Source organism: Streptomyces sp. NPDC021100 (assembly GCF_044333095.1).
In the GTDB taxonomy this organism is placed as follows: domain Bacteria; phylum Actinomycetota; class Actinomycetes; order Streptomycetales; family Streptomycetaceae; genus Streptomyces.
The window spans coordinates 195,885-208,156 of sequence record NZ_JBIRQH010000007.1; the positions used below are offsets into that span (position 1 = coordinate 195,885).

Here is a 12,272-nt window from a genome sequence, read left to right on the forward strand (position 1 = left end):
AACACCATGGCTATCTTCCTCACCAAGGACAGCAAGGTCATCGTCCAGGGCATGACCGGCTCCGAGGGCCAGAAGCACACCAAGCGCATGCTGGCTTCCGGCACCAACATCGTCGGCGGCGTGAACCCGCGCAAGGCCGGCACCACCGTCGACTTCGACGGCACCGAGGTCCCCGTCTTCGGCTCCGTCAAGGACGCCATGGAGCAGACCGGCGCCGACGTCACGGTCATCTTCGTCCCGGAGAAGTTCACCAAGGACGCGGTCGTCGAGGCCATCGAGGCCGAGATCGAGCTGGCCGTCGTGATCACCGAGGGCGTCGCGGTGCACGACACCGCCTCGTTCTGGGCGCTCGCCCAGGCCAAGGGCAACAAGACCCGCATCATCGGCCCCAACTGTCCCGGCCTCATCAGCCCCGGCCAGTCCAACGCGGGCATCATCCCGGCCGACATCACCAAGCCCGGCCGCATCGGTCTCGTGTCCAAGTCCGGCACGCTGACCTACCAGATGATGTACGAGCTGCGTGACCTGGGCTTCTCGTCCTGCGTCGGCATCGGCGGCGACCCGATCATCGGCACCACGCACATCGACGCCCTCAAGGCGTTCGAGGCCGACCCCGAGACCGACCTGATCGTCATGATCGGCGAGATCGGCGGCGACGCCGAGGAGCGTGCGGCGGACTTCATCAAGGAGCACGTCACCAAGCCGGTCGTCGGCTACGTGGCCGGTTTCACCGCGCCCGAGGGCAAGACGATGGGCCACGCCGGTGCGATCGTGTCCGGTTCGTCCGGCACCGCGCAGGCCAAGAAGGAGGCCCTGGAGGCCGCGGGCGTGAAGGTCGGCAAGACCCCGTCCGAGACCGCCCGCCTGGCGCGCGCCGCGCTGAGCGCCTGATCGCTCCCCGGATCGGCGGCCTGACCGGCCGTCCGGTCTGATCCGGTCCCCCGTGGGCCGGGGTACGCGTGGGCCCGTACCTCTCCGGAGGTACGGGCCCACGCGCGTTCCGTTCCGGCGGCCCCGACGCAAGGGCCGGCGGTCTCGGCGCAAGGGCCGGCGGCCCCGACGCAAGCGGACCGGCCGCCCTCCGGACCGCGCCGCCCTGAACACGACACGACGGTCATTTGTCGCTACCCGCCCGAAAGGCGCGTTGTTGGCAGCATGGCCCTTGTGACCCCATATGCCCACAGCGGTCCGCCACTGCCGTCGCACCCCCGATCCGCGGCGCGTCACAAGCCGGGGGCGGGCAGGGCCTTCCTGGGCGGGGCGGTCGCCGCCGGACTGGGACTCGGGGCGTTCGCCACGCTCGTCCTGGTGCTGTGGATCGTGTCGCCCTACCCGGACAGCGGGCCCGCCGGAGCGCTCCACATCGCCACCGGTCTGTGGCTGCTGGCCCACGGCGCCGACCTCGTCCGCACCGAGACCCTCTCGGGCAGCCCCGCACCGGTCGGGCTGACCCCGCTGCTGTTCTCCGTCGTGCCCTGCCTGCTCATCCACCGGGCGGCGCGCCAGGCGCCCATGCCGCCGGACGACGCGGAGCACGCGGACGAAGCGGATGAGGTGATCGAGGCGGACGCATCAGGTGGCCCAGGCGACCCGCGCGGGGACGATTTCCCCACCGCCGCGCCCGTGCCCCCCGGTGCGCTCCCGGCGCCCTGGGAGGTGCCCCTGCTCCCCGCGCACCTGCCCGTTCCACCGCTGCCGCCGCGCACCGCGTTCGCCGCGCTCCTCGGCGGATACCTGCTGGTGAGCGCCGCCGCCGTGCTCTACGCCTCGTCCGGACCGATCCGCGTCGACCCCCTGAGCGCGCTGATCCACGTCCCGCTCGTCGCCGCGGTCCCGGCCGCGGCCGGGGTGTGGATGGCGGTGGGCTGCCCGCCCTGGACGCCTTCGGCCCGGGTGCGCCGGGTGTGCCGGGTGGTGCCGGGGTTCGTACGCCGCTGGTTCACGGCGCCGCACGTCGTGGCGGTCGCCCGGGCCGCCGCGGCCGGTACGGCGACGCTGTTCGGTGGCGCGGCGCTGCTGCTGGCGGCGTCGCTGGCCGTACACGCCGGTGCGGTACGGGACGCGGTGGAGCACCTCACGGTGGGCTGGCCGGGACAGTTGGGGGTGGCGTTGCTGAGCGTGGCGCTGCTGCCCAACGCGGTGATCTGGACGGCCGCCTACGGGCTGGGGCCCGGGTTCGCGGCCGGCGTCGACGGGTTCGTCGCTCCGCTGGCGCTGCCCGTCCTCGGTTCGCCCGACCGGTCTCCGCTCCCGCCCTTCCCGCTGCTCGCCGCGCTGCCCGCGCCCGGCGAGGCCGAGCCGGTGGGCCTGGCCGGTGCCGCCGCCCTGGTGACGGCCGTCGGCATCGCGGTGGCGGCCGCGGCCGTGCCACGCCGTCCGGCGTCCGTCGGGCGGCGCGAGACGGCCGCCGTCGCCTTCCTCGCCGCGCTGCTCTGCGCGACCGTCGCCGCCCTGCTCGCCTACACCGCAGGTGGGCCGCTCGGCGTCGCCGCCCTGTCCCGCTTCGGTCCCTCATGGCGCCTCACCGGGCTGGCATGCCTGGCCTGGGCGCTGGTCATCGGCGTTCCGGGGGCGCTGGTCGTCCGTCGGATCCGCAGGGAGGAACGGGCCGTGACGGCATCCGAAGAGTCCCGGCCGCGCGGCTGGGGGCGAAAGGCGCGGAAGGTCCTCGGACTGCGCGCTGCCACGGCGGTTTCCACGGAGGGCGCGGCGGGTGGCGGAACGGCCGCTGGGAAGGGTGCGGCGACGGTGATGGACGAGAAGAGTGCGCCGGATGAGGCGAACGCGGAGCCGGCCGCGGGCCCGTCCGCTCCGCGACGCGTACGGCCCTGGGGCCCGCGTGCCTGGTGGCGGGGGATCGCCCGCTGGCTGGGCTTCGCCGTGGGCGACGACGGCCCGGACGCAGATCGGGCGGCCCCGGCGGCGCCCGAACTGCGGCGGACGAAGGACCGCGGGCAGCGGTCGGCGGCGGGCCGTTCACCGGACGCGGACGGTCCGTGGCCCGGAACGCCGGATGATGCGTGGGACGGTTCGCGGACCGGCTCGCGCGACGGTTCGCGGACCGGCTCGTGGGACGGCTCACGGACCGGCTCGCGCGACCGCTCGCGGACCGGCTCGTGGGACGGCTCGCGCGACGGCGAGCCGGCCGCCGGGGCCCACGCCGGAGCTGACGACGGGCCGGCCGGCGCGGCGGGTCCCGGAGCGGGCCGGAAGCCGGCCGGGGGAACGGACGCGGGCCGGGACGGCGAGCCGGACGGACTTCGGCCGCCCATGCCGCCGCAGCAACCTCAGCCTCAGCAGCAACCATCCCGGCCGGAGCAGCCCGTCCACCGGAACCCCGCGCACCCGGTGAACCCCGTCTCCTACGCCCCCGAGAGCCTGCCCCTCCTCCCCGTCCACGGCATCGTCCTGGGGGCCGACGGGCGGGCGGAGCCCCCGCGGCGCAGGCACCGCGGTGTCCGGGCGTCCCGGGCCGAGCGCGCGGCCCGGCGCCAGGCGGCGCGGACCGCCCGGCGCGAGGCGAAACAGGCGGCGCGCAGGGCGCGGAAGGCACGGAAGTCACCGATGCCGCCCGTCCCGGGCCCGGCGCCGGCCGGCCGTCCCGACGGGGCCGACTGGCGCGATGGGGCCGGCTGGCACGACACCGATGTGCGTCAGGCCCGCTGGGCGGCGCTGAAGGACTCGGGCGGCGGGCTGATGCCGGACTTCGAGCCCCGCGACCCGGCACGGCTGCTCGACGAGCGGTGGGGCGAGGGGTGACGCCCCCGCGCAGGCGCCGCGGCCCCACGGCGCAGGGGCCCCGCACGCCCCTCCCGTACCTCCGTCAGTCGTCCACGCTCAGCAGCGGCCGCAGCGGCTTCGGCAGGTGGTTCTCGCAGGACTGGCGGGACGTCTGCGTCAGCGCGTCGTCCACACAGGTGTAGTAGTCCCGGTAGATCAGCTGGAACGAGAACGTGGAGACCACGATGACCAGCGCCAGCCCGCCCATCACCAGTCCGCTCACGGCCGCCGTCGTCTGCGGCCGGAAGCCGCCGGGCTGCGGCGCGGGCGCCGGGGCCGGGCCGTCGCCGTTCCGCCGGCCGCTCTTGGCGCGCAGCGAGCTGACCGCCCAGTAGACCGAGAGCGCCCCCAGCAGCAGGGCGATCTCGGGGAGGCTGAAGAGCGCGAAGAAGAAGCCCCAGAGCCCGGCGAGGAGGGCGTAGCGGGCGCGACGCTGGGCCGGGTCGGTGGGGTCCCAGCGCGGGCCGCCGCCGGTGCCGCCGTTGGCGGGGTCCTGGCCGCCGCCCTGCGGGCCGCCGAACCCACCGCTGTGGCGGCCCGGCTGCCGGCTGCTCCACTGGCTGCCCCACGCGGGCGGCTGCCCGGACCCGTCCCGGCCGTCGGAACCGGACGAACCGTCGGATCCGCCGCCGTGCCGCGGCTCGCGCGGCCGCCACGGCTGGTCCGGCCGGCCCGCAGGCGGTGCGGCGAAGGGGTTGTCGGCCCCGTCGGCACCTTGTCCGCCGCGACCGTCGTCCTCGCCCCGGCCGTCCCCGTCCCGCTCCGAGCCCTCCCGGCCCTGCCGCTCCGGCGACCGCCGCTCGCGGAGGGCCACCGCACCCGGCTGGGGGCCGAAGGGGGCCACTGCGGCCGACGCGAAGCCGCGACCGGAACCGAAAACGGAAGCAATAACGGAAGCGAAAACGGAACCGGACCCGAGTCCGGAGGCGGAAGGCGTGGAGACCGTCGAGGTCACCGAAGCCACGTGATCGCTCGACGCCGCCTCCACGGCGAACGGCCGCGTCCGCGTCCCGGCGGACGCGGCGGACAGCGGAAGGGGGCGGTGAACCGCGGGGCGGCGTCGGTCCGGCATGTGGAGTGTGTCTTCCCCTGGTGTCGTCTGTGTCGCGTCCTGCTGGTCGCGCTCCGCGGCCCCGCGCTCCGCTGATCAGCATTCCTGCTGGGCAGCGTCCCGCGGTCCCGCGTCCTGCTGTGTCGCGTGTGTTCGCGTCCTGCACTTCGAGCGTACGGCCGGGAGCCCGGTTTCCCGGAGCCGGTCCCGTGCCGCGTCGGCCCCACCGGACGCCTGGCGGACGCCCGACGGGCGGCCGGCGGACGCCGTCCACAGACGCTACCTTCCACGCGCGCCCCCGTCCCGCGGGGGCCGTCGGGTGTGCCGGTATCGTTGCTGGCGGTCGGCGGCTTCGTAGGGTCCCCCGTATTCGGGGACCCCTCTGTCTCGTACGACCATACAAACCGCACCGCGCGCGAGAAAGGGCCCGCCGTGGCGTCCCCGGCCCCCCAGGCTCACCCCGCCCCCTCCGACCGTCCCGACGAACCGGCCCGGCCGGCCCGTCTCGTCGTCCTCGTCTCCGGTTCCGGTACGAACCTCCAGGCGCTGCTGGACGCGATCGCCGCCGACCCCGACGGTTACGGCGCCCGGATCGTGGCCGTCGGCGCCGACCGGGACGGCGTAGCGGGCCTCGAACGCGCCGAACGCGCCGGGATCCCGGTCTTCGTCGAACGCGTCCGGGACCACGCCTCCCGCGCCGGCTGGGACCGCGCCCTGGCCGAGGCGACCGCCGCGTACGCCCCGGACCTGGTGGTCTCGGCGGGCTTCATGAAGATCCTGGGGAAGGAGTTCCTCGCGCGCTTCGGCGGGCGGACGGTCAACACGCACCCCGCCCTGCTGCCCAGCTTTCCCGGCGCCCACGGCGTGCGCGACGCGCTCGCGTACGGGGTGAAGGTCACCGGGTGCACCGTCCACTTCGTCGACGACGGCGTCGACACCGGACCGATCATCGCCCAGGGCGTGGTCGAGGTCCGGGAGGAGGACGACGAAGCCGCTCTGCACGAGCGGATCAAGGAAGTCGAGCGACAGCTGCTCGTCGAGGTCGTGGGGCGTCTGGCCCGGCACGGCTACCGCATTGAGGGACGAAAGGTACGGATCTCGTGACCGCCGAAGGTACGAAGCGGCCCATCCGCCGGGCGCTGATCAGCGTCTACGACAAGACGGGTCTCGAGGAGCTCGCCCGCGGGCTGCACGAGGCCGGCGTCGAGCTCGTCTCGACCGGTTCGACGGCCGGCCGGATCGCCGCCGCCGGGGTGCCGGTCACCCCCGTCGAAGAGCTGACGGGCTTCCCCGAGTGCCTGGACGGCCGGGTCAAGACGCTGCACCCGCGCGTCCACGCCGGCATCCTGGCCGACCAGCGCCTCGACGCCCACCGCGCGCAGCTCGACGAACTGGGCGTGCGCCCCTTCGAGCTGGTGGTCGTCAACCTCTACCCGTTCCGTGAGACCGTCGCCTCCGGCGCGACCCCGGACGAGTGCGTGGAGCAGATCGACATCGGCGGCCCCTCCATGGTGCGCGCCGCCGCCAAGAACCACCCGTCGGTCGCCGTGGTCGTCAGCCCCGCCCGGTACGGTGAGGTCCTGAAGGCCGTTTCCGACGGCGGTTTCGACCTGACCGCGCGCAAGCGGCTGGCCGCCGAGGCGTTCCAGCACACGGCCGCCTACGACGTGGCGGTGGCCAACTGGTTCGCCGCCGACTACGCCGCGGACGAGGGCCCCTGGCCGGACTTCATCGGCGTCACCTACGCCCGTCAGCAGGCCCTGCGCTACGGCGAGAACCCGCACCAGCCCGCCGCCCTCTACACCGACGGCACGGGCCGGGGCCTCGCCCACGCCGAGCAGTTGCACGGCAAGGAGATGTCGTACAACAACTTCGTCGACACCGAGGCGGCTCGCCGCGCCGCGTACGACCACGACGAGCCCTGCGTCGCGATCATCAAGCACGCCAACCCCTGCGGCATCGCGGTCGGTACGGACGTCGCCGAGGCGCACCGCAAGGCGCACGCCTGCGACTCGCTGTCGGCCTTCGGCGGTGTGATCGCCGTCAACCGCCCGGTGTCGGTGGCGATGGCGGAGCAGGTCGCCGAGATCTTCACCGAGGTCATCGTCGCCCCGGCCTATGAGGACGGCGCGGTCGAGGCCCTGGCGCGCAAGAAGAACATCCGCGTGCTGCGCTGCGCCGACGCCCCCGCGGCCGGCGGCGAGTCGCGGTCGATCGAGGGCGGCGTGCTCCTCCAGGCCAAGGACCGGCTCCAGGCCGAGGGCGACGCCCCGGACCGGTGGACGCTCGCCGCGGGCGAGGCGCTGTCCGCCGACGAGCTGGCGGATCTGGCGTTCGCGTGGAAGGCGTGCCGCGCCGTGAAGTCCAACGCGATCCTGCTCGCCAAGGACGGCGCCACCGTCGGCGTCGGCATGGGCCAGGTCAACCGCGTCGACTCCGCGAAGCTGGCCGTCCAGCGGGCGGGGGAGGAGCGGGCCCGCGGCTCGTACGCGGCCTCGGACGCCTTCTTCCCCTTCCCCGACGGTTTCCAGGTGCTGGCCGACGCGGGCGTCAAGGCCGTGGTCCAGCCCGGCGGTTCGGTCCGCGACGCGGAGGTGGTGGAGGCGGCGAAGGCGGCCGGGGTGACGATGTACTTCACGGGTACGCGGCACTTCTTCCACTGACCGGTCTTCCACCGACCACCGGACGGAGAACGGCCGGACGGAGAACGGTCGGAGGCCGCACCCTCGGTGAGGGTGCGGCCTCCGGGCCGGACGGTGCGCGGCGCTCGATGACGCGGCACGGTGCTCAGTAACGCGGACGCTGAAACCATTCGGCGGACGCGCGCTTGGCGCAGAAGACGATGGTCAGGATCGCCATGACCAGCGTCAGCAGGCCCAGGCCGTAGGCGGGGGCGGTGAACAGGCCGCTGATGATGGCGAACGACGCGTAGACGATGGAGCCGACGCGGACGCCGTTGCGGCCCTTGCCGTAACGGATGGCGAGGATGATGCCGATGATCGCGAAGACCGCGGCCAGGATGGCGAGGAAGGCCACGAAGCCCCGGGCGAGGCCGAAGGCGGTCTCGGTGTCGATGGTGTCGCCGTTACGCGTGGTGTACGTCTCGCCGGTGTGCTTCCCCGACTCGTCCTTGATCGCCACGTAGGCCGCGATCATGAGGCTGGCCACGGTCACGTGCACGGCCGCGATGACCCACATGAAGATCCGCGCGGCCTTGGTGATGCCGGGCATCTCCGCCGGCACCGGAGGCATTCCGTTGTACCCGCCCTGCTGCGGGAACGGCGCGTACGGCTGCCCCGGGTACGGGGCCTGCTGCGGGTAGGCGTAGCCGGCCTGCTGGGGCGGGCCGTACGGGTTGTTCTGCTGACCGAAGCTCATGGTCGGGGAATTCCTCCGTTGGTCGTGCGGGGACGGACGCGGACTTCCGGAGGACTGGCTGAGCGGCGCTCCCCCCGTCACCGCCCGCGGCACTGGCGATTCATCGTGGTAGGGCTCTTGACATTTGTCCAGCGGATACCCTCTGCGTTGTTCAAGCGCCGCGCGACCGTGATCTCCACGTGAACGTGAACCGACCACGGTGCACCAGTGACCCACCACGGCGCACCAGTGGCGACAACGGTGTACCAGTGAACACAGGGCGGCGTGCCCTCCTGATTGGAAGGGCCGCCGCCGGATCCAGGAGTATGGAGCCATGACCGCTCAGATTCTCGATGGCAAGGCCACCGCGGCCGCGATCAAGTCCGAACTCTCCACGCGCGTGGAAGCCCTCAAGGCCAAGGGCGTCACCCCAGGCCTGGGCACGCTGCTGGTCGGCGACGACCCGGGCAGCAAGTGGTACGTGGCGGGCAAGCACCGCGACTGCGCCCAGGTCGGCATCGGGTCCATCCAGCGCGAGCTGCCGGCGACCGCGACGCAGGAGGAGATCGAGGCGGTCGTACGGGAGCTCAACGAGAACCCCGACTGCACCGGCTACATCGTCCAACTCCCGCTCCCCAAGGGCATCGACACCAACCGGGTGCTGGAGCTGATGGACCCGGCCAAGGACGCCGACGGCCTGCACCCGATGAGCTTGGGCCGCCTGGTGCTCAACGAGACCGCGCCGCTGCCCTGCACCCCGAACGGGATCATCGAGCTGCTGCGCCGCCACGGCGTGGAGATCAACGGCGCGCACGTGGTCGTCGTCGGGCGCGGCATCACCGTGGGCCGGTCGATCGGCCTGCTGCTCACCCGCCGCTCCGAGAACGCCACGGTCACCCTCTGCCACACCGGCACCCGTGACCTCTCGTCCCACCTGCGGCAGGCGGACATCATCGTCGCGGCGGCCGGTGTCGGGCACCTGATCAAGCCGGAGGACGTCAAGCCGGGCGCCGCGGTGCTCGACGTCGGCGTCAGCCGGGACGGCGAGGGCAAGATCATGGGCGATGTGGACCCCGGAGTCGCCGAGGTCGCCGGCTGGATCTCCCCCAACCCGGGCGGCGTCGGGCCGATGACCCGCGCCATGCTGCTCGTCAACGTCGTCGAGGCGGCGGAGCTCGCCGCGGGTGTCTCCGGCGACGAGGCCGAGGGAAGCGTCGATGCCGGCTGAGAAGGGCAAGGCGGCGGGCTCCGGGCGGTCCCGGGTGTCGCGCCGCTTCCCCCAGTTCACCCGCGACACCGCGCGGCCGGAGGGCGGCGGGCGCGCCGCCCCCGGGGGTGCGCCCGCCCCGGCGCGGCAGTGGCCGCTGCTGGTGGTGCTGGGGCTGACGGGGCTGGGGTTGCTGATCGTCGCCCTGGACGGCTTCCGGATCGGGACGATGCTGATCGGCATCGCCATGATCGGCGGCGCGGTGCTGCGCTGGGCGCTGCCCTCGGTCGGCATGCTGGCCGTGCGGTCGCGGTTCACGGACATGTTCACGTACGGCGGGCTGGGGCTGGCGATCCTGCTCCTGGCGATGCTCGCGCAGCCGCACGCGTGGCTGAAGATCCCTTTCCTGGACGACATTCTGCACTTCACGGTCTGAGCGATCCGAGTGGTCTGAGCGGTCGGGACGGTCGGGACGGTCTGGCGGTCGGGAGGGTGCGGGCGGTCCGGTTGGTGCGGGCGGTCCGTACGGTGCGGGCGGCGGACCGCCCTCTCCCCCGTAAGCGGACCGTCCTCTCCCCCGTGAGAGGACGGTCCGGCCGGGAGACGGCCGGCCGGCGCGGGGTGGACCGCGCCGACCGGCTCGCCGCACCTGACTGTGATGCGCCACATCCCCACCCGCCAAGCGTTCCGCGGCAGATGGGCCGTCGTGGGACATCCCACGTTCTCACCTGCGGTGATGCCCGCGCTCCTGAAGACGCTGTGGGACGCCCCGACGCCACCGCCCCTGGCCGGAAACCTGCGCGACGGCCGACGGCGCGGGAAAACGCGGCCCGGCGTCGCCATCATGTGCGACACAGGAGGCTCGTGCCTCGGGGGACCATGTGACGGTGTGGGGTGGAACATGCCGCGTTGGAAGGAACTGCCGGCGTCGCTCGACCAACGGGTGAGCCAGTTCGTCGTACAACTCCGCAGGCTCAAGGACCGCAGCGGACTCAGCCTCGCCGCGCTGGCGGCCAAGACGTCGTACAGCCGGTCCTCCTGGGAGCGCTACCTCAACGGGCGGCAACTGCCGCCGCGCGGCGCCGTGGAGGAGCTGGCCCGGGTGTGCGGGACGGATGCCGCACGCCTACTGGTGCTGCACGAGATAGCGGAGGAGGCATGGCCCTCCGCCACGTCCGCAATGCCCGCCACATCCACCACCCCTGTCGCATCCGGCACGTCTCCCACGTCTCCTACACCTGTCACGCCGCCGGGCGCAGGGGAGTTCCAGGAGGCCAGGCGGCGCCTGTGGCTGTACGTCGCGGCGGTGGCCGTGCTCGTCGTCGCGCTGGCGGCCGGGCTGCTGGCCGCCCGCCCCTGGAAGGACGACGACGCCCGCGCGAAGGCCGACGGGCCGTCGGCCACGGCCTCCCCATCCCCCTTCGTCTTCGTGCAGGGACGTTCCCGCCCGTGCCACGTCGAGCGCTGGGGCGGGGAACTCGGGGCCGGGTACAGCCCGACCCGCACGGTGCTCATGGACCTCAAGAGCACCGGCTGGGAGGTGCTGGAGGCCCAGTGCCTGCTCAAGTACCACGGATACGACCCCGGTTTGACCGACGGCTCCTTCGGCGAGCGGAGCAAGGCGGCGGCGGAGCGGTTCCAGAAGGCGAAGGGCCTGGTCGTCGACGGGATCGTGGGCCCCGACACCTGGAAGGAACTGCGCCGGTGAGCGGCGGGCGCCCGCTGCCCGCGGAGTGCGCCCGGCTGGCCGCCGTGCTGCGGGAGTTGAGGGAACGCACCGGCCTGAGCCTGGCCGCGCTCGGCGGGCGGACGGCGTTCAGCAAGTCGTCCTGGGAGCGGTACCTCAACGGGAAGAAGCTGCCGCCGCGCGAGGCCGTCGAGGCGCTGTGCGCGCTGGCGGGCGAGCCGCCCGCCCGGCCGCTCGCCCTGTGGGAGCTGGCGGAGCAGCGGTGGACCGGACGGGCCGCGTCCGCTCCCGGGGACACCGGCGGGGGAGCGGGGGGCGCGCCGGTACCGCCGCCCGGACCCGTCGACGCGCCCGCGGCTCCCGTGCCTACGGCGGCGGTCCCGGACACCGGGCGGCGGGCGGGCCGGCGCGTCCCCGGGTGGTACCTCGTCGTCGGAGCGGTGGCGCTGGCGGCGGCCGTCCTGCTGGCCCTGGTGCTGCTGTCGGACGAGGACGCGGCGACCGGGACGGCCCCCGGCCCCGGCGCGGCGGGTTCGTCCTACGCGCAGTCCGCGCCGTCCGGAATGTCAGTACCGTCCCCTCCTTCTTATGCCCAGTCCTTCGAGCCCGGCTGCCACGGCAAGGACTGCGAAGGGGCCGACGCGCAGGCGATGGGGTGCGGCGCGCAGGGGCTGCCCGTCACCCTGGCCTCCCGGCGGTCGGCGGGCGGGGACCGGATCGAGATCCGGTACGCGGAGAAGTGCGGCGCCGTCTGGGCCAAGGCCACCGGCCTGCGGCTGGGCGACCGGGTGGAGCTGACGCTGCCCGGCGCCGACGCCAAGGAGGTCAGGGCCGCCAGCCGCCGCGACACGGAGGTCTATCTGTCGACCGCGATGACGGCGACCGACGATCCGCGCCGGGCCCGGGTCTGCCTGCGTCCCGCCGAAGGGGCCGCCGAGTGCTTCGCCGCGCCGGGCCGGTGACGTGCGGGACGCGGGGGAGCGGGGGCGCGGGTGAGGCGGGTGGGGGGCGGGCGGACCCAGCCGGTCCTCCACCCCCGTGGGAGGACCGGCCGGACGTCCTCCCCGAGCATCCAGACGGCGGCATTCCGGTTCAAGGCGGGGCCGGGTCTTGTGACGCGGAACAGATCATTGCGCTACGAGGTCACCGTTCTGTACCGGAATGGCGCCGTGCCGTACCGGAAGGGTTCG

General features: G+C 74.0%; 10 protein-coding genes. 8 read left to right on the forward strand and 2 right to left on the reverse strand.

Annotated elements, in window-relative coordinates; genetic code table 11:
* Positions 1–6 precede the first annotated feature (6 nt).
* Together sucD and ACH4PU_RS16275 are read left to right on the forward strand one after the other, a co-directional pair.
* Complete coding sequence (gene sucD / locus ACH4PU_RS16270; protein WP_398271902.1) at positions 7–891, forward strand: succinate--CoA ligase subunit alpha; 885 nt, start codon at positions 7–9, stop codon at positions 889–891.
* 273 nt (positions 892–1,164) lie between these two features.
* Entirely contained in the window at positions 1,165–3,759 is a 2,595-nt protein-coding gene (locus ACH4PU_RS16275) for a DUF6350 family protein (RefSeq protein ID WP_398271904.1), read from the forward strand.
* Positions 3,760–3,823: 64 nt separating this feature from the next.
* On the opposite strand, the gene ACH4PU_RS16280 is transcribed toward ACH4PU_RS16275, so the two are convergent.
* On the reverse strand, positions 3,824–4,624 hold the full coding sequence (locus ACH4PU_RS16280) for a hypothetical protein (RefSeq protein ID WP_398271906.1): 801 nt from the start codon (positions 4,622–4,624) through the stop codon (positions 3,824–3,826).
* A 639-nt stretch (positions 4,625–5,263) separates the two neighbouring features.
* On the opposite strand from ACH4PU_RS16280, the gene purN reads away from it, so the two are divergent.
* On the forward strand, positions 5,264–5,935 hold the full coding sequence (gene purN / locus ACH4PU_RS16285) for a phosphoribosylglycinamide formyltransferase (protein ID WP_398271908.1): 672 nt from the start codon (positions 5,264–5,266) through the stop codon (positions 5,933–5,935).
* A complete protein-coding gene (gene purH, locus ACH4PU_RS16290) occupies positions 5,932–7,494 on the forward strand; it encodes a bifunctional phosphoribosylaminoimidazolecarboxamide formyltransferase/IMP cyclohydrolase (protein ID WP_398271910.1) in 1,563 nt (520 codons plus the stop codon). Before purN ends, purH begins: the two co-directional genes overlap by 4 nt.
* Before the next feature lie 124 nt (positions 7,495–7,618).
* On the opposite strand, the gene ACH4PU_RS16295 is transcribed toward purH, so the two are convergent.
* Positions 7,619–8,209 carry a hypothetical protein gene (locus tag ACH4PU_RS16295; protein ID WP_398271912.1) on the reverse strand — a complete coding sequence of 197 codons (591 nt, stop codon included), beginning with the start codon at positions 8,207–8,209 and terminating at the stop codon, positions 7,619–7,621.
* A 313-nt stretch (positions 8,210–8,522) separates the two neighbouring features.
* Here ACH4PU_RS16295 and ACH4PU_RS16300 point away from each other — a divergent pair, with 313 nt between their 5' ends.
* The 4 genes from ACH4PU_RS16300 (at position 8,523) to ACH4PU_RS16315 (ending at position 12,044) form a co-directional block, all read left to right on the forward strand.
* The gene (locus tag ACH4PU_RS16300) at positions 8,523–9,416 is read left to right on the forward strand and encodes a bifunctional methylenetetrahydrofolate dehydrogenase/methenyltetrahydrofolate cyclohydrolase (protein ID WP_398271914.1); all 894 of its coding nucleotides are present in this window, start codon (positions 8,523–8,525) and stop codon (positions 9,414–9,416) included.
* Positions 9,406–9,831, forward strand: a complete 426-nt coding sequence (locus tag ACH4PU_RS16305) for a DUF3017 domain-containing protein (protein ID WP_398271917.1) — start codon at positions 9,406–9,408, stop codon at positions 9,829–9,831. Before ACH4PU_RS16300 ends, ACH4PU_RS16305 begins: the two co-directional genes overlap by 11 nt.
* Before the next feature lie 465 nt (positions 9,832–10,296).
* A complete protein-coding gene (locus ACH4PU_RS16310) occupies positions 10,297–11,103 on the forward strand; it encodes a helix-turn-helix domain-containing protein (protein ID WP_398271919.1) in 807 nt (268 codons plus the stop codon).
* Entirely contained in the window at positions 11,100–12,044 is a 945-nt protein-coding gene (locus ACH4PU_RS16315; protein ID WP_398271922.1) for a helix-turn-helix domain-containing protein, read from the forward strand. Before ACH4PU_RS16310 ends, ACH4PU_RS16315 begins: the two co-directional genes overlap by 4 nt.
* The last annotated feature ends 228 nt before the right edge of the window (positions 12,045–12,272 follow it).

Bases quoted from the DNA above. Each gene is read 5' to 3' on its own strand.
- ACH4PU_RS16305 (WP_398271917.1), top strand. From the start codon at position 9,406: ATGCCGGCTGAGAAGGGCAAGGCGGCGGGCTCCGGGCGGTCCCGGGTG.
- ACH4PU_RS16300 (WP_398271914.1), top strand. From the start codon at position 8,523: ATGACCGCTCAGATTCTCGATGGCAAGGCCACCGCGGCCGCGATCAAG.
- sucD (WP_398271902.1), top strand. From the start codon at position 7: ATGGCTATCTTCCTCACCAAGGACAGCAAGGTCATCGTCCAGGGCATG.
- ACH4PU_RS16295 (WP_398271912.1), bottom strand. From the start codon at position 8,209: ATGAGCTTCGGTCAGCAGAACAACCCGTACGGCCCGCCCCAGCAGGCC.
- ACH4PU_RS16310 (WP_398271919.1), top strand. From the start codon at position 10,297: ATGCCGCGTTGGAAGGAACTGCCGGCGTCGCTCGACCAACGGGTGAGC.